Origin of the sequence: Paenibacillus sp. FSL L8-0340 (assembly GCF_038593145.1) — a bacterium.
GTDB lineage: Bacteria > Bacillota > Bacilli > Paenibacillales > Paenibacillaceae > Paenibacillus_AQ.
Map to the genome: position 1 here is coordinate 2,036,193 of NZ_CP151967.1, position 24,634 is coordinate 2,060,826.

Annotated in this window: 18 protein-coding genes; 16 read left to right on the forward strand and 2 right to left on the reverse strand. The window is 49.8% G+C overall.

The window, feature by feature from the left end:
• Window positions 1-162 precede the first annotated feature (162 nt).
• Window positions 163-1,299 (forward strand): cyclic dehypoxanthinyl futalosine synthase, encoded by a 1,137-nt coding sequence (gene mqnC / locus NST07_RS09150; protein ID WP_038588354.1) that lies wholly within the window; start codon window positions 163-165, stop codon window positions 1,297-1,299.
• A 266-nt stretch (window positions 1,300-1,565) separates the two neighbouring features.
• Window positions 1,566-5,945, forward strand: a complete 4,380-nt coding sequence (locus NST07_RS09155; protein ID WP_342481419.1) for a bifunctional 2',3'-cyclic-nucleotide 2'-phosphodiesterase/3'-nucleotidase — start codon at window positions 1,566-1,568, stop codon at window positions 5,943-5,945.
• 176 nt (window positions 5,946-6,121) lie between these two features.
• Here the strand turns inward: NST07_RS09155 and NST07_RS09160 are convergent, their stop codons facing one another.
• Window positions 6,122-6,304, reverse strand: coding sequence for a transcriptional regulator (locus NST07_RS09160; RefSeq protein ID WP_341091242.1), 183 nt, complete (start codon window positions 6,302-6,304; stop codon window positions 6,122-6,124).
• Window positions 6,305-6,496: 192 nt separating this feature from the next.
• On the opposite strand from NST07_RS09160, the gene NST07_RS09165 reads away from it, so the two are divergent.
• From NST07_RS09165 to glnA, 14 genes are all read left to right on the forward strand, one after another.
• A complete protein-coding gene (locus NST07_RS09165; RefSeq protein ID WP_341091243.1) occupies window positions 6,497-7,339 on the forward strand; it encodes an SPFH domain-containing protein in 843 nt (280 codons plus the stop codon).
• 12 nt (window positions 7,340-7,351) lie between these two features.
• On the forward strand, window positions 7,352-7,522 hold the full coding sequence (locus NST07_RS09170) for a toxin-antitoxin system HicB family antitoxin (RefSeq protein WP_038588362.1): 171 nt from the start codon (window positions 7,352-7,354) through the stop codon (window positions 7,520-7,522).
• Between the two features lie 522 nt (window positions 7,523-8,044).
• Entirely contained in the window at window positions 8,045-9,982 is a 1,938-nt protein-coding gene (thrS, locus tag NST07_RS09175) for a threonine--tRNA ligase (protein WP_342481420.1), read from the forward strand.
• 370 nt (window positions 9,983-10,352) lie between these two features.
• Window positions 10,353-10,880, forward strand: a complete 528-nt coding sequence (locus tag NST07_RS09180) for a 3D domain-containing protein (protein WP_341097597.1) — start codon at window positions 10,353-10,355, stop codon at window positions 10,878-10,880.
• A 126-nt stretch (window positions 10,881-11,006) separates the two neighbouring features.
• Complete coding sequence (locus NST07_RS09185; RefSeq protein WP_341091245.1) at window positions 11,007-11,144, forward strand: hypothetical protein; 138 nt, start codon at window positions 11,007-11,009, stop codon at window positions 11,142-11,144.
• 276 nt (window positions 11,145-11,420) lie between these two features.
• Window positions 11,421-12,509, forward strand: a complete 1,089-nt coding sequence (liaF, locus tag NST07_RS09190; RefSeq protein WP_341091246.1) for a cell wall-active antibiotics response protein LiaF — start codon at window positions 11,421-11,423, stop codon at window positions 12,507-12,509.
• 2 nt (window positions 12,510-12,511) lie between these two features.
• Entirely contained in the window at window positions 12,512-13,549 is a 1,038-nt protein-coding gene (locus NST07_RS09195; RefSeq protein WP_038588372.1) for a sensor histidine kinase, read from the forward strand.
• Window positions 13,550-13,552: 3 nt separating this feature from the next.
• Entirely contained in the window at window positions 13,553-14,206 is a 654-nt protein-coding gene (locus tag NST07_RS09200) for a response regulator transcription factor (RefSeq protein WP_341091247.1), read from the forward strand.
• 224 nt (window positions 14,207-14,430) lie between these two features.
• Entirely contained in the window at window positions 14,431-16,083 is a 1,653-nt protein-coding gene (locus NST07_RS09205) for a trypsin-like peptidase domain-containing protein (RefSeq protein WP_341091249.1), read from the forward strand.
• A 124-nt stretch (window positions 16,084-16,207) separates the two neighbouring features.
• The gene (locus tag NST07_RS09210; protein WP_341091251.1) at window positions 16,208-16,897 is read left to right on the forward strand and encodes a response regulator transcription factor; all 690 of its coding nucleotides are present in this window, start codon (window positions 16,208-16,210) and stop codon (window positions 16,895-16,897) included.
• Window positions 16,898-16,899: 2 nt separating this feature from the next.
• Entirely contained in the window at window positions 16,900-18,348 is a 1,449-nt protein-coding gene (locus NST07_RS09215) for a HAMP domain-containing sensor histidine kinase (protein WP_341091252.1), read from the forward strand.
• 58 nt (window positions 18,349-18,406) lie between these two features.
• Entirely contained in the window at window positions 18,407-19,363 is a 957-nt protein-coding gene (locus NST07_RS09220; protein ID WP_038588386.1) for a 4-hydroxy-3-methylbut-2-enyl diphosphate reductase, read from the forward strand.
• Window positions 19,364-19,699: 336 nt separating this feature from the next.
• Window positions 19,700-20,746 carry a 3-deoxy-7-phosphoheptulonate synthase gene (gene aroF / locus NST07_RS09225; RefSeq protein WP_341091253.1) on the forward strand — a complete coding sequence of 349 codons (1,047 nt, stop codon included), beginning with the start codon at window positions 19,700-19,702 and terminating at the stop codon, window positions 20,744-20,746.
• Window positions 20,747-21,031: 285 nt separating this feature from the next.
• Window positions 21,032-22,456: a type I glutamate--ammonia ligase gene (gene glnA / locus NST07_RS09230; RefSeq protein WP_341091254.1), complete on the forward strand. Its 1,425-nt coding sequence runs from the start codon at window positions 21,032-21,034 to the stop codon at window positions 22,454-22,456.
• A gap of 588 nt (window positions 22,457-23,044) precedes the next feature.
• Here glnA and NST07_RS09235 read toward each other — a convergent pair.
• Window positions 23,045-24,603, reverse strand: a protein-coding gene (locus NST07_RS09235; protein WP_342481277.1) for an IS3 family transposase whose coding sequence is annotated in 2 segments (ribosomal slippage) — window positions 23,045-23,970 and window positions 23,970-24,603 — 1,560 coding nt in all. Because the reading frame shifts where the segments join, the coding sequence is not laid out codon by codon here.
• Window positions 24,604-24,634: the final 31 nt, after the last annotated feature.

Genomic DNA, 24,634 nt, shown 5'->3' on the forward strand with positions numbered 1-24,634 from the left:
GGAATGTAAAAACATGCCTGCCTCGGCTGAGGAATCACGTGTACGCAAAAAGTTTCTCAAGCCGCCCGGATTGTGATACGATGAAGAAACGAGCTTATTCAAATGTTATACAAATTTAATTCATCCATCATACTAAATGGGCTTAAGAGGAGGCTGCGAACGATGAGTGCGATAGATCTTATTCTGGATAAGACGCTGAAGGGCGAACGTCTTCAATTGGAGGACACTATCCGGTTGTTCGAGAGCAACGAAATTGAGAAAATGGGCGCTGCCGCAGATATTATTATGAAACGCTGGCACCCGGACCCGCTGGCCACATTCGTGATCGGCCGCAATATTAACTACACCAATGTGTGTGATGTGTACTGCCGCTTCTGCGCATTTTACCGCAGACCCGGATCCGAGGAGGGCTATGTGCTTCCCGATGAGACCATCTATCAAAAAATTGCCGAAACCATAGCCGTAAACGGCACGGAAATCCTCATGCAGGGCGGCACGAATCCGAATCTGCCGTTCAGCTACTATACGGATCTGCTGCGTGGCATTAAGCAGCGTTTCCCGGAAATTACGATGCATTCCTTCTCTCCGGCGGAGATTATGAAGATGAAGGAAGTGTCCGGCCTTTCTCTGGAAGAGGTAGTGCGGGAGATTCATGCCGCAGGACTAGATTCGCTGCCAGGCGGTGGAGCGGAAATTCTTGATGACCGTACCCGCCGCAAGATCAGCCGGCTGAAAGGCTCCTGGCGCGAATGGATGGACGTCATGCAGACCGCACATAAAATCGGCATGAACACGACCGCAACGATGGTTATTGGCCTGGGAGAGAGTATGGAAGAGCGCGCGCTTCATTTACTGCGTGTGCGTGAAGCTCAAGATGAGTGTATCGCCAATAAATATGACTCCGAAGGGTTCCTGGCCTTTATCTCCTGGACATTCCAGCCGGACAACACCAACCTGAAGCTGGACAGACAGACGCCGGAGGAATACCTGAAGACGGTAGCCATCAGCCGCCTTGTGCTGGATAATATCAAGAACTTCCAATCCTCCTGGGTAACGATGGGGCCTGAGGTTGGCAAGTTGTCCCTGCAATACGGCTGCAATGATTTCGGCAGTACAATGATCGAAGAGAACGTGGTTTCCTCAGCGGGTGCGACCTACAAGGTCAACATCGAGTCGATCACCCAACTCATCCGTGAGGCGGGCAAGATCCCTGCGCAGCGTAACACACGCTATGATATTCTGCGGACGTTCGAGGATGCCAATGCGAAGATCGACAATGATTTTGTCATGCAGAACTAGGAAGCTCCGCTGATATTCTAAGTTTAATAAACCTTCATAACAATGCGTTAGAGCACCTGTCCGTGTACTTGGAATTCACGGGCGGGTGCTTTTTGCTGTGTGCCTGCGTGGTGATAACTGACCAGTACTATGTCGAATCTACTAATAGTTTAAATTTTTACAAAACTATTTAATAGATTTGATAAACTTCGACAGATTCCTTAACTTTGTCATGATACACTTTTTGCGGTCGGTATAAAGTGACAAAGTGGGAGGATTATTAACTTATGAAAGTAACAAGATGGAACAAGCCTATCGCTTCAATACTGGCGGCCACGGTTCTTGGTGCGCAAGTGTTGGGGGGGGTGTTTGCAGGTTCAGTTTTGGGAGCGGAAAAGGCTGAAGCCGCAGGTGCTGCTGCAGACTCCTCGCCCACAGTTAAACTGCGGCTTATGAGCACAACGGACGTGCATACAAATGTCTATGGCTGGGACTACTTCAAGAATGTTAAATCCTTGACGGTAGGTCTGGACCGCACGGCAACATTGGTCAAAACGGCCAGACAAGAGAATCCGAACAATCTTTTGCTCGACAACGGTGATTTGATTCAAGGCACTCCGCTTGGCACTTATATGGCAACCAAATCGGACATTATGACAAAGGCGGGCAAAATTCATCCGCTGATCGCAGCAATGAACGTGATGAGCTATGACGCAGCAACCTTCGGCAACCATGAATTCAACTACGGATTGGAGTATTTGGATCGGGTAGTTAATGGAAGCAAGGAAGACAGCGAAGCTACGAATGCTGATTTTAAATATGTGAATGCAAACATTTATATTGACGACCATAATGCGGATCCTGCAGATGACGTCAATGCCTATAAGCCTTATATCATCATTCCTAAGACGGTTACTGACAGCAGCGGGCAGACGCAGACAATCAAGGTGGGACTCCTTGGACTGGTAACACCGCAAATTATGGAATGGGACAAAGTGAATCTGGAAGGCAAATATATCACCAAGGATATTGCCGAAACCGCAGAGAAGTTCGTTCCCCAAATGGAGCAAGCGGGCGCAGATGTAATCGTGGCGATGGCACATACCGGATTTGATGCATCTGCCGTGAAGGGTGATCTTTCCGAAAATGACGTCAATGCGTTGAGCAAAGTGCCGGGTATCGACGCCATCACCTTCTCCCACAGCCACAAGGTATTCCCGACCAACGGGAATGACACCCTGCTGGATGCTTCTTTTAAAGATCCCGTGACCAAGCTGCCGTACAACAACGATAAAGCGGTCATTGACAATGCAAAGGGACACATCAATAATGTTCCTGCTGTACAAGCCGGCTACGGTGGTGCATACCTGGGCATCATCGATCTCTCGGTTGTCAAAGACGGAGACAGCGGCTGGAAGGTGGATAAGGCCAACTCGGAATCCTCCACACGTTCGATCTACCGCACAGAAAACAAAGTGAACATCGCAAATGTTGCTCCGGATGCCGAAGTGGATGCGGCGGTTGCTGCCGACCATGAAGCTACAATCGCGTACACTGGCCAGAAGCTGGGCGAAACTACGGCTCCGATGAACAGCTACTTCGCTATGGTACAGGATGATCCGACAGTACAGATCGTAACCTATGCGCAAAAATGGTACGTGGAGAATTACATCGCCACCAGCGCACCGGAATACAAGGATCTGCCAATTCTCAGCGTCGGGGCGCCTTTCAAAGCGGGACGAAATGGCCCTGACGAATACACCAAAATTGATAAAGGCGATTTGACGATCCGCAGCGCCAGCGACCTCTATCTCTATGACAATACGCTGAAAGCAATTTTGGTCAAAGGCAGCACAGTCAAAGAATGGCTTGAAATGAGCGCCGGTGCCTTCAACCGTATCAAAACAGGCATTTCGACGCCGCAGTCTTTGCTTAATCCTTCTTTTGCCGTGTATAATTTCGATGTAATTGACGGAATTAAATACCAAATTGATGTGACCAAGAACGCAAAGTACAAGCCGGACGGGTCTATCAATGACGCAACTTCCAGCCGGGTGACGGAAGTCACCTATAACGATCAGCCGCTGGATATGAATCAGGAATTCGTCGTTGTAACGAACAACTACCGTGCCAGCGGCGGCGGCAACTTCCCAGGTGTGAAGGACTCGGTCATGATCCTGAATTCCCAGGAAGAGAACCGTCAGGTGCTGATGGATTACATTACCACTGCCGGTACAATTGATCCAACCGCTGACAACAACTGGTCGATTGCTCCGATCAAGGGGAATGTCAACGTTACCTTTACCTCTTCACCAGCTGCAGCAGCAGTGATGACCGGGAATATTACGGATACCGGTGAGCGTGACGGACGTGATTTTGAAATTTACAATTTGAAATTGAAGGAAACCACTCCTCCGCCTACCGGGGATGTCGAGGTTCACCTTCTCGGAATCAATGACTTCCACGGCCAATTGGATACAACTTCTATGGTGGGTGATAAAAAGGCAGGTACTGCAGCTGTGCTCGCCACCTATTTGAAAGAGGCGCGCGCGAAATATCCGAATTCCCTGCTGTTCCATAACGGTGACTCCGTGGGTGCATCTGCACCGGTATCCTCGCTTGAACGCGACGAGCCGACCCACGAATGGATGAACCTGATGAAATTTGATGTGGGAACCTTGGGCAACCATGAGTTCGATCAAGGTGTTGCGGCAATGAAAACACAAATTTTCGGCGGTGTGGACCCGGTAAACAGCAAAGTTAATCATGCGGGTTCGGATTTTGATTACATCAATGCTAATGCAGTTGACAGCAAAACCGGAGAACCGATCATCACGCCTTACGTTATTAAGGAAGTTGGCGGTATCCAAATCGGCTTTATTGGCGTGGTTACCAAAGCGACGCCAAGCAAAGTATCCCCTGCCGGTACGGCTGGCGTGAAATTCCTGTCAGCTGAGGAAGAAGTTGCGGCGATTGAGAAATACGCCAAGGAATTGCAGCAAAAAGGTGTGGAAACGATCATTGTACTTGCCCATGATCCCGCTACAACTAAAAATGATGTGACCACTGGCGAAGCTGCCGATCTGGCCAACGCGCTTCCGGCCAACTCGCCGGTAGACGTTATCGTAGCCGGAGATAACCATGCGCTGGCTAATGGGGTTGTGAACGGCAAGCTGGTTGTACAGGCTTACTCTTACGGCAGCGCTTTTGAAGACATCAAGCTTGTCATTGATCCTACTACCCGTGATGTGAAGAGCAAAACGGCTGTAGTTACGACCACATTCCAGGAAAATATCACACCTGATGCCGAGACTCAGGCACTGGTGAATAAGTATCTGGCGCTTCATCCGGAGCTGACTCAGCCTGTAGGCACTACAGACGGAACGATTAACCGTAACGATGCCTACACCAAGGAATCCAATCTCGGCAACCTGATTGCCGATGCGATGCGCCAAGCCGATTTCGGTGACGGCAAAGGGACTGCTGATTTCGCCTTTATGAATCCGGGCGGCATCCGCGCCGACCTTCCAAAGGGAAATGTAGCATTTGGCGATTTGGCCAAAATCCAGCCGTTCGGCAACACGCTGGTGAAGCTTACCCTTACCGGCGAACAAATCAAAACGCTGCTTCAGCAGCAGTGGAACGTTAAAGCTGATGGAACGGTAGATACAAAAACACTGCAGATTTCTGGTCTGAAATATACGGCCAATATGTACCTGCCGGTTGCTGACCGTGTGGCCAATCTTACCAAGGCTGACGGAACCGCGATCAGCATGACTCAGAGCTATACGGCAGTAGTCAACAATTTCATGGCTGCAGGTGGTGACAATTACAGCGTATTGACGAAGGCAAGCGCAACTTTGCCGGGACCTATTGACCTTGATGTGTTCTATGATTACGTTGTGAAGACATTCAAGGGCGGTGCCATTACTGCGGCGCTTGAAGGGCGTATCGTCAATAATCTTACGGCTCCTAGCACAGGGGGAGGCGGTACATTACCGACAGCAACACCAAAACCTTCTCCAACAACATCACCAAGCCCGTCGCCTAGCGCAACACCTGCGCCGGCGGGAACTTCAGCGCCTAGTGCAACGCCGGTGCCGAGTGCAACAGCGGTTCCTGTATTTAAGGATCTGGGCAAGGTAGCCTGGGCACAGGAAGCGATCAGTGCTTTGGCTGCCAAAGGCATAGTCAAAGGCCTGGACGGCAATACTTTTGCTCCGGCGAAAACTGTGACCAGAGCAGAGTTTGTAACCATGCTTGTTCGTTCACTGAACCTTAGCACGCCAGGAAGTGCAACGTTCAAGGATGTTAAGCAAGGAACCTGGTATTCTGAGCCGATCTCCATTGCGGTGAATGCCGGTCTTGTAAAAGGCTCAGGAGATAACCGCTTTGAGCCGGGACGTGTAATTACTCGCCAGGAAATGGCGATTATGATTGCGGGTGCGCTTAAAGAGCAGCTGCCTTCCGTAGACAAGACTGCGGTTTTGGCAAAGTTCACCGACAAATCCTCCATTGCCTCCTATGCGCAGGAAGCTGTTGCACAGCTGACAGAGCTTGGAATTCTGAATGGGATGGATGACGCCAAGTTTGCACCGAAATCTAATGCGAACCGTGCTCAGGCAGCGGTGATCATCTACCGCATGCTGGAGAATAAAGCATCTTAATTTCAGCTTGTACCCGGATGTTCCGCCGGCTCTCTTAGAGAGCAGCGGAACATCTTTTTGTTTATTTCCTTTATAAAAAAGGCCCATGCGGTTATGCGCATGGGCCTTCCATTGTTTACTACGAGGATTATCCGGCAGAAAATTGATCTCTGCAAACTGCTGCGGCTGCTCAGGGATTACTTCACTGCAGCTTCCCACTTGCAGCGGATGGGGGAAACAATCGCATTTTCTTTCTTCAGCTCGGTGAAGGCTTTGTCAATGGCTTTGCGTTCCAGTCCCGACAGCTTTTCCACTTCACCTGCGCTAAGCGGGTTCGGCGAAGCTTTGATAATATCCAATACCTGTTCTTTAACACTCATGTTTTCCACTTCCTCGTTTGATTTTTTGTGTATCACATTAGCTTTGCTAGATTAGTAGTATAGGAAAACATGAGGAATAATGCAGTGATATTTTTGGGGGAATAGAAAAAGTAGGCGAGAAAATGGATTTACATATACAACCAAAAGTGATATCATAATTATATCAAATACATATCTAATGGAGGTATCTTTATGAAAGAGAAAACACTGCGCCCGGTCAGCGGTTTCTGGGTTGTCGCTTTAATTGTCATTTGTCTAGGCGGAGGCATTTACGGTGCGTCTCAGGAGTATGTGGCAGTACCGCTCATCCTGTTTGCTCTAGCTGCTGTGCTGTGTACGAGTATTACAGTAGTTCAGCCTAACAAGTCAGTGGTAGTGACCTTCTTCGGACAATATGTCGGAACCATTTCAAGCAGCGGATTATGGGCAGTTATTCCGTTCAGCATTCGCAAGACGGTATCGCTTCGTGTACGCAACTTCAACAGCGTCAAGCTGAAGGTCAATGATGTGGAAGGCAATCCGATCGAGATTGCCGCTGTCATTGTGTTTAAAGTGATCAATTCGGCCAAGGCGTTGTTTGATGTAGATAAATATATGGCTTTTGTGGAAATCCAGAGTGAGACGGCTCTGCGGCATGTAGCAAGCAAGTATCCCTATGACAATTTCAACGAATCAGGAATGTCACTGCGTGCCAATGCGGATGAAATTGCCAAGGAGCTGGCAACCGAATTGCAGGAGAGATTGTCTTTATCCGGTGTAGAGGTCATTGAAGCCCGGCTGACTCATCTGGCCTATTCTACGGAGATTGCCAGCACGATGCTCCAGCGCCAACAGGCATCCGCTATTCTGTCTGCCCGCCAGATTATAGTGGAAGGCGCAGTTGGAATGGTCGATTTGGCCATCCGCCAGCTTAAAGAGAGCGGAGTCGTTGAGCTTGATGAAGAGCGCAAAGCAGCAATGATCAACAATCTGATGGTAGCGATTGTGTCGGAGCGCGGAGCGAGTCCGGTCATTAACGCCGGCTCGTTGTACTAGAGGCGGTTCATCATGGCGGCCAAAAAAAGCTTTCCGCTGCGGATCGATCCTGAGCTCCATGAGGCGCTGGAACGTTGGGCGGCAGAGGAATTCCGCAGCGTAAACGGACATATAGAGTACCTGCTGCGTGAGTCTTTGAAGCGTTCGGGCCGCTTGCCGGGAAGTAAACGCCGGGAAGAATAATACAGCTTGCAGAATTTCGGGCAGGCTGCAGGCTTGACGGAAGGTGAGGACAGATTTATAATTACTCCATAATTCACGTTATCAGCTCCGACAAAGATATGGACCGTTAGCTCAGGACCGCTTCAGAGAGAGGAAACAAGGCTGCAAGTTCCTCCGGTATCCGGCTTCCGATTTACCCCTTTGTAGCTGCGGTTATGAACTCCCGAAATGCTTCTTGTTGAAGACAGCCGCTGCGGGACAGTAAGAACCGCCGGTTCATGGCCGTTATTCCCATGCTGACGAAGGATGTAATCCCGTAAATGGCTGCTTTTTAATTTAAGGTAGTTAGCCGGGAGGAATCGAATTTGGGTGGAACCACGGGTGCAATCACTCGTCCCTTTGCGGGACGGGTGTTTTTTGTGTGCGTGGATCATTCCGTTCCGAAGTAAATGCTAACAAAACTTAAGCGTATGCTTCCGAAGTAGTTTTGTACGAAGAAAACTCAAGAAGTAAATGCTAACAAAACTTTTAGGAGGAACAACAATGTCAGTAAGTATCAAGCTACCGGACGGCTCGGTCCGGGAATACGCCGATGGCAGCAGCATCGATGATGTGGCCGCCTCCATTAGCAGCGGACTCCGCAAGAATGCCGCAGCGGGCAAAATGAACGGGATTGTCGTAGATTTGTCGACTCCACTGCAGGAAGACGCGCTGGTCGAAATTGTAACGCTGGATTCGCCTGAAGGCCTTGAAGTCATGCGCCACAGTACAGCCCACTTGATGGCCCAGGCGGTCAGACGTCTATTCGGCACAAAGGAAGTCAAGCTGGGAGTAGGTCCGGTAATTGAGGATGGCTTCTATTATGATATGGATCTGGAGCATCCGCTGAATCCAGAGGATCTGCTGAAGATCGAGAAGGAAATGGATCGCATCGTTTCCGAGAATCTGCCGATTGTGCGCAAAGAGGTTAGCCGCAAGGAAGCGCTGGATCGATTTGGCGAGCTGGGCGATCCTTATAAGCAGGAGCTGATCGAAGCGCTGCCTGAGGATAGCGTGATTACTATTTATGAGCAGGGCGAATTCTTTGACCTGTGCCGCGGCCCGCATCTGCCGTCAACTGCCAAGATCAAAGTGTTCAAGCTGATGAATGTGGCCGGTGCTTATTGGCGCGGCGACAGCAAGAACAAAATGCTTCAGCGCGTATACGGCACAGCCTGGCTTAAGAAAGCACAGCTGGACGAGCATCTGCATCTTCTCGAGGAAGCTAAGAAACGTGACCACCGCAAGCTGGGCAAGGAGCTGGAGATCTTTACATTCAACCAGCTGGTTGGACAAGGTCTGCCGATCTGGCTGCCAAAGGGCGCTAAGCTGCGCAGCATTCTGGAGCGTTATATTGTGGATCTGGAAGCAAGCCTTGGCTATCAGCATGTGTACACTCCGGTGCTGGGCAACGTAGAACTCTACAAAACTTCCGGCCACTGGGAGCATTATCAGGAAGATATGTTCCCTAAGATGACAATTGACAACGAAGAATTTGTGCTTCGTCCGATGAACTGCCCGCATCACATGATGATCTATAAGAGTTCGATGCACAGCTACCGTGATCTGCCGATCCGTATTGCCGAGCTTGGCATTCAGCATCGTTACGAAATGTCCGGCGCATTGACCGGTCTGCACCGTGTACGCTCCATGACCTTGAATGACTCCCATATTTTCTGCCGCCTGGACCAGATCAAGAGCGAGTTCACACGCGTGCTTGAGCTGATCAAACAGGTGTACAGCGATTTCGGGATTTCCGATTACCGGTTCCGGTTGTCCTACCGTGATCCTAAGGATACCGAGAAATATTTCCCTAACGATGAAATGTGGGAGACTGCTCAGCGGATGCTGCGCGAGGTTGTTGAAGAAGCGGGCCTGCCGTTCTTCGAAGCAGAGGGCGAAGCCGCCTTCTACGGTCCGAAGCTGGACGTTCAGATCAAAACAGTTCTGGGTAAGGAAGAAACATTGTCCACTGTGCAAATCGACTTCCTGCTGCCGGAGCGCTTTGAGCTTGAATATGTAGGCGATGATGGTCAGAAACATCGTCCGGTTGTGCTTCACCGTGGAATTCTCGGCACCATGGAGCGTTTCGTAGCGTTCCTTCTGGAGAATTTTGCCGGTTCGCTGCCGCTGTGGCTTTCCCCGCAGCAGGTGAAGATTATTCCGGTATCCTCTGCTTTTGACGAATATGCCAAAGAAGTGGAAGCGAAGCTGTTGAAGAGTGGCATCCGGGCTGAAGTGGATCTGCGCAACGAGAAGATGGGCTATAAGATCCGTGAAGCCCAACTGGAAAAACTTCCTTATATGTTCGTCGTCGGCGAGAACGAGATGAACGCGGGAACCGTCTCCATCCGCAAGCGCGGGGAAGGCGATATCGGTGCCCAGCCGCTGCAGGAAGTTATTGATTCCCTTGCCAAAGAGATCGCCGAGCGTGTAATTTAGTCACCTGATATGAACCTCTGTCATAAGCCCCGTGAAGCCGGAAGCTGGTGCTTCATGTATAAAATTTTGTGAAACGGGAAACCTTCGCTAATAGGGGGAGGTTTAACAAATGAACAAAATGGGCTTATGTCAGAGGTTTTGGTGTCTATTCGTTACCATCGTGCTTATGCTGGCTGCTGCGGATATCTATCCGGATTATGGACGCAAGTCGGTTGAGGCGAGCGGGACGGGAGACACTGCCAATCCGCTAAACGTCCGTACAACGGAGTCAGAGGCTTCTCAAAATACAAAGGTTTCAGATGATATTACAATGATCTCCAGCGGAGCATCCTCACTAGGCGGCGCCTCAAGATCAACACGTCCTGCCGCAATACAGGCGCCTCAGCCTGCGGAAGGAACGGAGGGGCGCAAGAGGAACAATGCTGCTTCCAAGCAGCCGGCCACCGTGCCTGTAGCTGCCCCAGCGCCCGAGCAGATCATCACTTCGCTGAAGGTTATGGCAACCGGCTATACGGCCGGATTTGAGTCTACAGGCAAAACCTCGAAGCATCCGCAATACGGGATCACGTATTCAGGTGTCAAGGTACGCAGGGACAAAAATGCCGTCTCCACCATCGCAGCCGACCCGAAGGTTCTGCCGCTGGGCAGCATCCTTTATATTCCGGGTTATGGCTACGCTGTTGTTGCAGATACCGGATCGGCGATTAAAGGACGGAAGATTGACTTATATTTTTCCACTACCAAGCAGGTGTATAAGGAGTGGGGCAAAAAATCAGTTGTGGTTCAGCTCATCAAACGCGGTAATGGAAAATGCACGGAAAGCATGCTGAAGAGTCTCAGCCGGGCGATCCAGACTTACAAGACCGTTCCTCAAGACCTGCTGGAGGAAATCGTTTAAAAGCAATTACAGACGTTTGGCAGCTTGATGTTTTTTTCACTTGGGTATGCATAATACAGCACTTCACTTCCCATAATACGGACTGGGGCAAAACACTTGCCTCTTCCGAAAAGGGAGGTGAATTCCGTGGCTAAAAAACCAAAGGTACAAGAAAACTACAAAACACCGAATGAAAAATACAATGCTGAGTTTGCTGTTGAGAATGAAGGCACAACAACGCAAAGCAACACGATCTCCAAACCGGTCCAAAAACCGCAGCAGTAATGCGGTGATGGACTCTGGGTTACATCTAAAAGCAATGAAACAGGCTGTCCCAATCACGCTCATAATGAGCTGAGGGGCAGCTTTTTTTTGCGGCTTTAAAGAGTAGCCATTGAAATAATCCATGAAATTTCTTACTATTAATACCAATGGACTCCGTCCAGAGACTGAGGCTTATTTACTTCTCGCGCCGCTGTTCCCCGCACCAGTATTTCTGTAGACTAAGGCTATAAGAAACGGATGACATGATTGCTATAACAACTAAAGGGGAAATGGATTATGAAAAGAAGGTTCACCAGCCAGGTACTTGGCGGTCTGATCCTGATTGGACTCGGCGCGGTGTTCCTGCTGAGACAGATGGGGTATACCGATTTCAGCATAGGATCACTAATTTCTGACTACTGGCCGGTTATTCTCATTTTTATGGGTGTACAGCGTTTACTATCCACCGACGACCATCAATCTAAATTTTCATCAGCGCTTGGCGGATTTTTCTTTCTGGCGCTCGGGGTCTTTTTTCTGGGGCGCAACTTGGACTGGTTTGATGTTTCAGCAGGCGACTTCTTTAAATTGCTGATACCCGTCATGCTGATCGGCGGAGGACTGTTTGTGATCTTCAAGCCGCGCAATGCTACACCACCGGTACCTCCCGTTCCGCCAGCACCGCCAGTGCCGCCAAGCTTCTACCCGCCGGGCCAGGGTTCGCCGGATGCCCCGCCTCCAAAGCCGCTGGAGTCGACGCTGGATGAGCAGTTTGAGCAGAAGTTCGGCAAACCTGCCGGAGAGCGTGACTGGAATGAATATTTAAATAAAGACACTAATGAAGACGAGATTGACCCTAAGGATGGCCGTTTTCAATCGGCTGCGGAATCGCGCTGGCAGGAGAACCGGGAACGTCATGAACGCAGACGGCAGGAGCGCCAGGACCGGCATGCCCGTAGACACGGCGAGTGGCATGAGGAGTTTCACCAGACAGAGGATCATAAGGAAACGACTAACCGGTCTGCTTTTATCGGAGATGTCCATATGGGACGTGAGCATTTTCAATTGAAGCATACCAACATTTCGCAGTTTATCGGTGACACGGTGCTGGACCTGACCAATGCGCAAATTCCTTACGGGGAGACGAAGATTAATATTTCCGCGTTTGTCGGCGACATCAAAGTGTATATTCCGGATGATATGAATCTTGGGGTATCTGTGACCAGCAGTTCCTTTATCGGTGACATGCAGGTACTGGAGCAGTCCCGTAGCGGGTTTATGAGCAATGTGCAGTGCAAGACACCTTATTACAAGGAAGCAGGCAAAAAGGTTCGTATTAACGTGAGTGCTTTCATCGGCGACATTAAAGTCAAAACGGTAGGTTAAGGATGGGGACGATCTTTAGCAATACCAAATGGATGCTGCTTGTTTACTTCCTGCTCAGCGGAGGTTTGGCTGCCGGACTTGTGTATGCCGGAACATGCCTGGGTTATATCGAAGTTGTGGATTACCGCATGTGGGTGTACCTGTGTGTTGGGATTGTACTGTTCACCGTGGTTATCGGCTATGTGGCTGGACAGCGGATTCAGCGCCGGATCGATCATCTGGATCTGAACATGCTGCAGGTGGCCAAAGGCAATTTGTCTGTACGGATGCCTGAAAGTGATGATCAGTCCTTTGCGCGGGTCTACCATGAATTTAACATTATGATGGACACCGTGGAGAACAAGATGCAATTGCTGCAACGGCTAGGGGAACAGGAAGTGATTGAAAAAGAAAAGGCAGCGGAGAGCGCGGTACTGGAAGAGCGGAGGCGAATGGCCCGGGATTTGCATGATACGGTGAGCCAGCAGCTTTTTGCGATTCATATGTCCGCTTCTTCGCTGCCTAAAGTTCTGGAACGCAATGAAGAGCAGGGCCAGATCGTGATGAACCAGTTAATTACGATGTCCCAAATGGCGCAAAAGCAGATGAGAGCGCTGATTGCACAGCTGCGCCCGGTGGAACTGGAAGGCCGTAATCTGTTTGAAGCGCTGGAGAAATGGTTTCCAGACTATTGCCGCCAGAATGGGCTAAAAGGCGTGAAGGAGCTTGAACTGCAGGGCGAATTGTCGGAAGCGATCGAGCATCAGTTGTTCCTGATTATTCAGGAGTCGATGGCCAATATCGTCAAACATGCAGGAGCAAGGGTGGTCAGCCTGTCGTTACGCGAAGTGCCGAGGCAGGTCGTACTGAGCATCAGCGATGACGGTCAGGGCTTTGAGCATGTGCAGCACAAGCAGGGGTCCTACGGGCTCACCACGATGCGCGAGCGTGCGGAAAAGCTTGGCGGCCAAGTGGAAATTATCAGCCGCAAGGGAGCGGGAACGACGATCCGCGTACATATTCCAAAGTTTGTGCAGGGCTATCAGGAACAGGGGGAATAGAACATGAGTCTTATAAAAGTGCTGCTTGTGGATGATCATGATATGGTGCGGATGGGGCTCAAAACGTATCTGATGCTGGAGCCCAGTTTCGAGGTTATCGGCGAAGCGGCGAATGGCCAGGAAGCGCTGGAAATGCTGAAGGCCGGCGGACAGGAAGGTCTGCCTGATCTTGTGCTGATGGATCTGATGATGCCGGTGATGAACGGTGCCGAAACGACGAGGGCCGTCCTAGCCGAATTCCCCGGGCTTAAAATTGTCATCCTCACCAGCTTCCTGGAAGATGATCTGGTTGTTGACGCTATTGAAGCCGGAGCGGTCAGCTATGTGCTCAAAACAGTCTCGGCCGAGGAACTGATCTACGCGCTGCAAGGAGCGTACCGCGGCATGCCGGTCATGACCGGCGATGTCTCACAGGCGCTGACCCGCGGCATCCGCCAGCGGACCGTACAGGGGGATTCCTCCGGCCTAACCGAGCGTGAGAAGGAAGTGCTGCTGCTTATTGCCGAAGGCAAGACCAACAAGGACATCGGTGAGGAGCTGCATATCAGCATCAAGACGGTGAAGACACATGTCAGCAACCTGCTGATGAAATGCGAACTGGACGACCGCACACAGCTGGCGATTTACGCCCACCGCAAGGGCTGGGCGCAGGGATAAAGGAAATGGATTCATTACAGATGAAGCTTGATTATTATAAGATGTTGTTAAGGGCCGGCGCGGCAATGTGCGCGCGGGCCTTTTTGTTTTGTCTGAACCCTATTATCTTTTATCTCCGCTTAAATTGTTTTTAATGTGACCTTAAGGTTTAAAGTACAAAATAAGAACAAGAGAACAACACAATACTCCTTGTCGAACAGGCAAGGCACGGGAGGAACGTAAACATGGACGATAACAAAAACAACTTCAATCGTGATAATGAACCTTCACCGGATCGGGAATGGGATAATACTAAGAACATTGACAGCAGCAATGATAACCAATCAACCGATTCAGGATCCTCATACTACTATTCCTATGGACCTTTTAAATCTTTGAACAAAGACGAGATGAATCCGGATGATGTACAGCATTACAACCGGATGGAGTCGGAGCGGGTAGAGGTCACTCCTCCGCAGCCGATCAAACCGGCCCCTTACAGCACTTCACTTCGCACTACCGGGAATGACGGCGGTGGACGGGGCGGCAATGGCGGCAACGGTTCGGATGGCGGCAACGGCTGGCAGTATAACCGCAAGCCCCAGAGACCGATAAAAACCGCCTTGATTTCTTTCCTCGCCGGGATGGTCGTGCTGTCAGGCTCGATGTTCATGGCAGACCGCGGTAACTGGTTCACAGGTGGTGAACAGGCGGTAACAGCTACAGTGGCCAGCCCGGCAGCCAAGACGGCAGTCGGCAATGCCCATATTACTCCTTCGACGTCCACCACCGCACTTGTTACCGGGTCAGGTGATGTGTCGAGTGTAGTAGATGGAGTTGGACCGGCAGTCGTCAAAATCGAGACATTGGTCAAAACGGGCTCCGGCAGAAGCTCAACCAATCCAAACACGAGCGATCCGTTCTCACAATTTTTCTTCGGTGATCAATTCGGAGGCAGTGGATCTTCCGGGACGGACAGGAATTCCCAGTCGGAACCAGAGTCGGATTCATCCCAGCTAACTCCTTACGGTATTGGAACAGGCTTCATTTATGATTCGACCGGATATATACTGACTAACCAGCATGTTGTTGATAATGCAGATGTTATTCAAGTAACTGTTGATGGAACCACCAAACCTTATGAGGCGAAGCTGCTCGGCGCCAGCAAAGATCTGGATTTGGCAGTACTGAAGATCGAAGGGGCAGACTTCCCTACAGTGGCTCTTGGAGATTCCGACAGCATCAAGGTAGGCTCTGAAGTTGTCGCGATCGGCAACCCGCAAGGTTTCGATCATACAGTCACTGCTGGTGTGCTGAGTGCGAAGGACCGCAGCATTGATATTAACGAAGAAGACGGCAGCGGGACACGCAATTACAAAAACCTGCTTCAAACCGATGCATCAATCAACCCTGGTAACTCCGGCGGACCGCTGCTTAACATGAACGGCCAGGTTATCGGAATGAATGTTGCCGTTAGCACGCAGTCTCAAGGTATCGGGTTTGCCATTGCGGTCAACACCATCAAAGAGGTAGTAGACAAACTTGAAGCCAACCAGGAAATTCCGAAAGAACCTGTTCCATTTATCGGTGCCTCGCTCATGACCATTACAGATGAAGTGGCGAAGCAAATGGGTACTGACATCAAAGAAGGATCTGTGGTTGCTGAGATTGTCTTTAAATCACCGGCTTATTCCGCCGACCTGCGTCCTTATGACATCATTACAGGTGTGAACGGAACGAAATATGCAACCAGCCAGGATCTGATTACTTTTATCCAATCCTTGAAGGTTGGAGACAAGGTCACAATGAATGTGGTCCGTGACGGCAAAACGCTGGAGCTTCCGGTTACCATCGGCAACAAAAATGATTTTGACACCACCCAAACTCAGAAGCAGTAAAATACACCGGACGGTAAAGTGAACAGCGGAAGGGGGGAACCCTTCCGTTTTTGCTGCACAGGGCGCTGGGCCGCGCATTCATGCTACAATAGAGATAAACGATTTAGACAATGGGGGCTGCTTGATGCGACCGAATATTCTAATTATTGATGACGATGAAAAAATTATATCCATGCTGCGCCGTGGTCTTGCCTTTGAGGGGTATGATGTAAAAACTGCGGCCAACGGGGCCGATGGACTGCGTGCTGTACTGAACAGCGATCCCGATGTAGTTATACTCGATGTGATGATGCCGCAGGTAGACGGGTTTGAGGTTTGCCGTCGTTTACGGGAAGGCGGAAGCAGTGTGCCTGTACTGATGCTGACAGCCAAGGATGAAATCGAACACCGGGTCAAAGGGCTGGATCTTGGAGCAGATGATTATCTGGTAAAGCCCTTTGCGCTGGAGGAGCTGCTGGCCCGGGTGCGCGCACTGCTTCGCCGCAAGAGCGAGCAGGGGGGCGGCGCAGATCAGGCAGTGTCGTATGAGGATATTACGCTGGATGTGGACTCGCGTGAAGTCACTCGCGCCGGCAAACGTCTGGAGCTGACGGCCAAGGAGTTTGAACTGCTGCATTTGTTCATGCAGAATCCGAAGCGTGTATTGTCCCGCGACCTGATTATGGATAAAATTTGGGGCTATGATTATAGCGGGGAGTCCAATGTGCTTGAGGTCTATATTGCCATGCTGCGCCAGAAGACGGAGGAGCACGGCGGCAAACGTTTGATCCAGACGATCCGGGGAGCCGGTTATATTCTAAGAGGTGACAATTAAACATGTCTATTAAATTGCGGCTGACAGCCTGGTATTCAGGGGTTTTGGCCGTTATGCTGCTGGCTTTATCAGCCGCAATTTACGGTTTCGTCTATTTCAATACTTATGGTGATTTGAAGGACCGGCTTAAACTGCAGGCACAGCAGGTTCAACCCGACATGGGCCTGAACAATGACGGTACTTTGGGGCCGGTGCTTAGAGGACCTGCAGGGCAGAGCTTATTTGCCCAAGTGTATATTTATGACCTGGAAAAGCTGATTCTCAGCACGAACATGACACAGATCAATTTGGAATTCAAATATCCTGCGAAAGATAACGTCCAGAAACAGCAAGGATTCTCTCAGTCCTATTATGGCGGGAATCCCTTTCTGATCTACCAGCAGGCAGTTGATGTTGCTACTAGCAGTGGCAATCACGCAGGTGTACTTCAGGTTGCTGTATATATTGGGGAACAAGTGACAATGCTGACCCGGCTCAAGAACATCCTGCTCGTCGGCTCCTTTGCCACGCTGATCGCAGCCTTCACCTTCGGCCTGTTCCTGGCCCGTAAATCCATGAGCCCGATCGGCATGGTCATTGAAGCTGCGAACGGAATTCAGACGGGAACCGATCTGAGCTCCCGCATTGAATATGACGGTCCGCCGGATGAAATCGGGCGGCTGATTGAAACGGTCAACAGCATGCTCGGGCGGATGGAGGGCTTCTATAAGGATCTTGAGGATTCGTATGCAACCCAGCGCCGGTTTGTATCCGATGCCTCGCATGAGCTGCGGACTCCGCTTACCACGATTCGCGGGAACATCGACCTGCTGCAAAAAATATGGGAGATGGAGCCGGGAGAGAGCAGAATGACCGAGGCGGAAATCCGCCAGCTCTCTATGGAGTCGGTGAAGGATATTGCCGATGAATCGCAGCGCATGAGCCGGCTGGTCGCGGATATGCTCTCATTGGCACGCTCCGATACCGGGCGGACCTTTGATAAGGAGCCGGTAGCGCTCGAGCCGATGATGACTGAGGTCGCCCGCCGGGCGTCCTTCCTGCCGCGGCAGGCGGAATGGTCTGTAGGGGCTATGGGGCATCTGAACGGTAAATATATTGTCGGCAACAAGGATTATCTGCAGCAGATGTTATTCATTTTTATCGATAATGCCTTCAAATACACACCTTCCGGAGTAGTGACGCTGGACGCTGTCTTTTATCAGAGCCAGGTGGGGATCCGCATCACGGATACCGGAATCGGGATGGACAAGGATGAGGTGCCGCATATCTTTGACCGGTTCTACCGGGCCGATGAGTCGCGGGGCATTACGGAAGGAATTGGTCTCGGGCTATCCATCGCCAAGTGGATTATTGATGAGCATGGCGGTTCAGTGGAGGTCGTTACCCGCCAGGGCGAGGGGACTACTTTTGTCATCTGGCTGCCCCTTCTCTTTGCTCCGCCGCTGGAATAGGGTATAATTAGGCAGGTCCTATTACAGCCGTCATTGACAGCAGAAAGCCGGTGAATTCATGGAAGTTATCAAAATATCTCCCCGGGGCTATTGCTACGGTGTCGTCGACGCCATGGTAATGGCACGGCAGGCCGCACAAAATCTTGATCTGCCCCGGCCAATTTATATACTGGGCATGATTGTTCATAATAGTCATGTTACCAATTCTTTTGAGGATGACGGAATTATAACTCTAGACGGGCATAACCGTCTGGATATTCTCGATAAAGTCGACAGTGGTACCGTTATCTTCACCGCACACGGCGTTTCGCCGGAGGTACGCAAGATGGCCCGCGCCAAGGGGCTGACAACCGTAGATGCCACCTGCCCCGATGTAACCAAGACGCATGACCTCATCAAGGAGAAGGCAGAGGAAGGCTATGAGATTATTTATATTGGCAAGAAGGGCCATCCGGAGCCGGAAGGCGCTGTCGGCATTGCCCCGGAGCATGTCCACCTGATTGAGAAGGAAGAGGAGATTGCAGGGTTATCTGTGCCTTCTTCCCGTATCGTTATTACGAACCAGACCACGATGAGCCAGTGGGATATTAAAAATATCATGAAAAAGCTGCTGGAGAAGTTCCCCGGCGCTGAGGTGCACAACGAGATCTGTATGGCTACCCAGGTACGGCAGGAAGCTGTAGCGGAGCAGGCTGGTCAATGTGATCTGGTTATCGTTGTTGGCGACCCTAGAAGCAATAACTCCAACCGTCTGGCACAGGTGTCAGAAGAGATCGCAGGCGTGCCTGCCCACCGTATTTCCGACGTGTCGGAACTGAATACAGAGTGGCTTAAGGGAGTGTCCAAGGTAGGGGTAACGTCCGGCGCTTCGACGCCTACACCGATTACGAAGGAAGTTATCAGTTACCTGGAGCAGTATGATCCGGCGCTTCCGGAGACATGGGAAATCAAACGTACGGTGAATATGGCGAAGCTGCTGCCTCCGGTGAAGAACAAGACTGCGAGCGCTACCTAAGGTTTACCCCGGTATTTGAACTTATAAATTGGGTGAAAATGAAGCACACAGATTCCGGCAGCGGAGCCTGTGTGCTCTTTGTTATTGGATGGATATCCCTTTAATTATTCCATACTGTACCAGCTGATTTTCCAATGTACACCAGAGAGATAGCTTCGTTAATGCAAATAAATGGTAACTAGTGCAGCTGGGACCGTAATTGAAGGTTGACGAAAAGAACAAAATGCGGTAAAATCACTTTAGTGCTTAAAAGCGTACACGCGTCGTAGCGTGATAGTATTGTGCGATTTATAAGGTAACATTTGCTAAATAATTGCTTAAAAGGGGAGCTATAATATGATCGTTATTACATCCAATCAAACACCGCAAGAGCAGGTAAATGATATTATTGCCGTTATCGAAAAGGAAGGGCTGCAGGTTCATCTCTCCCGGGGGGCGGATCATACGGTTATCGGCCTGATCGGTGGTGTCACACCGAAGCTTGCCGAGCATTTGCGCCAGATGAAAGGTGTAGAGAACGTAGTGAAAATCTCCAAATCCTATAAGTTGGCGAGCCGTGATTTCCATCCGGAGGATACGGTTATCGATATCCGTGGCGTGAAGATCGGCGGGGAGAATCTTGTCATTATGGGTGGGCCTTGTGCCGTTGAATCCCCGGAGCAGATTGACGAAATCGCCCGGCTGGTGAAAGCTTCCGGTGGTCAAGTATTGCGTGGAGGCGCGTTCAAGCCGCGTACCGGACCTTACAGCTTCCAGGGTGTCGGTGTAGAAGGACTGACAATGATGGCAGAAGCCGGCAAGCGGCATGGTCTGCTGACCATTACCGAGGTAATGACACCGGAGTATGTGGATATTTGTGCAGAGCATGCTGATATACTGCAGGTGGGCACACGCAATATGCAGAATTTCGACCTCTTGCGCAAGCTGGGCACCTGCGGACGTCCTGTCTTGCTTAAGCGCGGCTTCAGTGCTACTTACGATGAGCTCCTCAATGCGGCTGAATACATTCTGGCCGGCGGCAACCGCGATGTCATGCTTTGTGAGCGCGGAATTCGCACCTTTGAAACCTACACCCGCAACACGCTGGATTTGTCAGCAATTCCGGTGCTTCAGAACCTCAGCCATCTTCCGGTGATTTCTGACCCGAGCCATGGTACAGGACGGCGTGAACTGGTTGCGCCGATGGCCAAAGCTTCTGTTGCTGCGGGAGCCAACGGGCTTATTATCGAAATGCATACCGATCCCGACAATTCCATGACAGGCGATGGGGTCCAGTCGCTGTTCCCTGAGCAGTTTGACACCCTGCTGAGAGATCTGGAGAAGCTTGCTCCGCTGGTGGGACGCAAGTTCTCGGAGTCTCTTGAGGCTGCCCCGATTCTTTAGTACAAGAAGCAGAAATCAGCCTTTAGGCCGTCCTCTTCTCCGCTTACGGGCGTAGGGAGAGGACGGTTTTTATGTATCGTATTGAATGAATGTGACATAGGAATTGAGAAAGTTGCTTTTTTCACTAAAGCGTTAGAATATCTTACATTGTCTTCAAAAATACCTGACATAAGCATTGACGATGTTAGGTTTGAGATTTATAATGACGACAGCAAAAAAATTATAAACAAGAACATTTGATACTGTGAGCGGCCTAATGTTCGGAAATTGGGGAGGAATATATTCATGTCGGTTGAAAAAGTGTTGCAGACGATCAAGGAAAACAATATCGAGTGGGTGGATTTTCGTTTTGTAGATTTGGGTGGACGTGCTCACCATATCTCATTGCCAGCATCCGCAGTGGAAGCAGAAACATTTGAAAATGGTGTTGCGTTTGACGGTTCTTCCATCAAAGGATTCCGCGGTATTGAAGAATCTGACATGGTAATGATGCCTGATCCAAGCACTACATATATCGATCCTTTTACAGCTCATCCGACGCTGAACATCATGTGCGATATTTTCACCCCTGATGGTGAACGTTACGAGCGCGACCCTCGTGGTATTGCAGTAAAAGCAGAAGAATTCCTGCAGGCAAGCGGTGTGGGTACAGCAGCATTCTTCGCACCAGAATCCGAGTTTTTTATCTTCGACGATGTGCGTTATGAGAGCGGAATGAACAGCTCTTCCTTCTTCGTAGATTCTGAAGAAGCGGCATGGAATACCAACCGTAAGGAAGAAGGCGGCAACCTTGCATTTAAAGTTGGCGTTAAAGGCGGATATGTTCCAGTAGCGCCGGTGGATTCCCAACAGGATATCCGCAGCGAAATGTGCCGTTTGCTGGCTGAAGCCGGACTTGAAATTGAACGTCATCACCATGAAGTAGCAACTGCAGGCCAAGCGGAAATCAACTTCCGTTTTGATACCTTGAAGAAAACAGCTGATAATCTGCTGACTTACAAATATATTGTGCAAAACACTGCACGCCAATACGGAAAAGTGGCAACGTTCATGCCTAAACCGCTGTTCGGCGATAATGGTAGCGGCATGCACGTTCACCAATCTATCTTTAACGGCGACGCTCCTTTGTTCTACGAAAAAGGCGCTTATGCCAACCTGAGTGAGATGGCCTTGCACTATATCGGCGGTATCCTGTATCATGCTCCGGCACTGATCGCGCTGACTAACCCAAGCACTAACTCTTTCAAACGTCTGGTTCCTGGTTATGAAGCACCGGTTAACCTGGTTTACTCCAAAGGAAACCGCTCCGCTGCTGTTCGTATCCCGGTAGCTGCTGTGACGCCTAAAGGCTGTCGCATCGAATTCCGTACACCGGATTCCACAGCTAACCCTTACCTGGCATTCTCAGCTATGCTGATGGCCGGTCTGGACGGAATCAAGAAGAAGATTAACCCGGAAGAAATGGGTTACGGTCCTCTGGACAAGAACATCTACGAACTGTCCGATGCAGACAAAGAAAAAATCCGCAGCGTTCCGGGCAGCCTGAGCGAAGCGCTAGATTCTCTGGAAGCTGATTACGAATTCCTTACTGAAGGCGGCGTATTCACTAAAGACTTCATCGATAACTATATCGCTCTGAAACGTTCTGAAGCTCAAGAAGTTGCGATTCGTGTACATCCGCATGAATACTCTCTGTACTTCGACCTATAAGACGAAGCTCTTGGTCAGGTAGCCCGCAGGTTAGATCGGGAGCCACCAAAAGAGTCTGTAACGATAAGGGGTGTCTCAAAAGCCATGAAATGGCTGCTTGAGACGCCCCTTATTTTGTGTTTCAGCCCAAAGTCTAAATTTATCAATAGGTAGTTTTTGCATTGGGAGATAGTCTTTGAAGATATTTTTGGCTGGGGCGAATCAGAATGAACAAGGCCTCTTTCGAAGAGATCGCCTGAAGAAGACTAATGATAAGAATAACCATGGTTGTTTTATACATTTTGCAGCTAATAAAAGTGACGTGCTAATAACGCAGAGATTAGCGCTATGTGGATTGCGCGTATAGATGCCGTTAAAAAGAAAATACATAAAAGTTGGACTACATCATGATGAAAGATGAAGGGAAGCATGGCGAACATGTTCTTCAGTCTCAGATTGCCGCTGATGATCAGGGTGCTCGTATGTATCGTATTAGTAGTAACGGCCGTCCATTGTTCTTTTTGTAGAATCTGCTCTTAAAACACAAAAGGGGCTGTCCCAAAATGAACTGCACCCCGTCAAGTAGACAGCGTAAATAATAAAAGATCCTTAAGCGGCCTTAGTCCTGAATTCATTGGGACTGAGGCCGTTTAGTTTTGCCTGTAACCGTTCGTAATTGTAAAAATGTATGTAATTATCAATGTCTTGTTGGAGCTCTTCAAAGGTTTGGTAGGTATGCAAGTAGTACTTCTCACATTTGAGTGTCCCCCAGAAGGATTCCATGGGTCCGTTATCAATACAGCAACCCACCCGGGACATGCTCTGCGTTAGTTCTGCCTCGTCCAGCATCTGCTTAAAGTGCAGAGAGGTATACTGGAAACCACGGTCGCTATGAAGTAAGGGGTGGGTCTCTGGTGCTGCCTGCAAAGCCAACTCCAGCGTCTTAAAAACCAGCGAATTATTATTAGAATGACCCAGAACGTAAGCAACAATGGACTTGTCATGTAGATCTTTTATTGCACTTAAATACGCCTTCCGCCCGTTACCATATTTAAATTCCGTTACATCGGTTACCCACTTTTGGTTTGGCATTTCCGCCTCGAATTTACGGTTCAGTACGTTCTCTGCAACCTGCTGAGGCGCAGAGCCTACGTACTTCTTCCTCTTTCTGCGGATGACGGACTGGATGCCTTGGAGCCTCATGAGACGGTACACTCGCTTCGCGTTAATGACTCTACCCATTTGTCTGCGCAAATGCAGGGTCAATTGACGATACCCAAAGATTCGTTCCACCTTCTCATACAGGAGAAGCATGGCCTGTGTAAGTTTCACGTTGTCGGTCTCCCGGGAACTGGGTTCACGATTCAACCATTTGTAGTAGCTTGACCGTGAGATCCCTGCGATGTTACACAAAAGCTGAATAGAGCAAGACTCCTCTTGCTGAACGGCCTGAATAGCCAGGTAGATGTTCTCCTGACGAACGTGACTTAGCGTCTCCTCCTTTCGAGTTCCTCTAACTTTTTTAGAAAAGCATTCTCTGCACGCAGCCGCGCATTCTCATATTCCAGCTTTTGCATCGCGAGTTTGTGGCGATCTGCTTCTGTGAGCTCTTCAGGTGCTTTGGTACGTCCTCTGCCGTCTCGTAATGCCTCTTCGCCGCCTATTTCGTACTTCTTCACCCAGCTATATATTTGTTGGTAAGAAACCTGGAAATGGTTTGCTGCCTTTGTGTAGTCTTGTCCATTCGACAGGCAGTACAGCACGATATCCATCCGTTCCTGCCAAGTGGTTACGCGTCCTTTGGTCATAGCTCTAGTTCCTCCTGAATTAGCTGTTAAGCTGCTGCTATGACCATTATACTTCTTAATCCAGTTGGCGAGTTGGGTTCGACTTGCGATCTTATACTTGTCGATGATTTGATATTGCGACAATGCCCCCTCCATATAATCTTTAACGGCCTGGCGCTTAATTTCCACAGTATATTTTCGGTTGCAGGACCGGACTTCCAGCCCCTCAAAACCGTACAATTGATAACGTCGTCGCCACTTCACTAGAGATGTTTTAGATAATCCGTACTTTCGAGCTGCAGCCTTGAGCCCGATCTGGCCGCATTCAACCTCTTGGAGAATCGTTAATTTTTCAAATGCTGTAAACTTCTTTTGTTCCATAAAAATACTCCCCATACAGTAACAGGTTTTT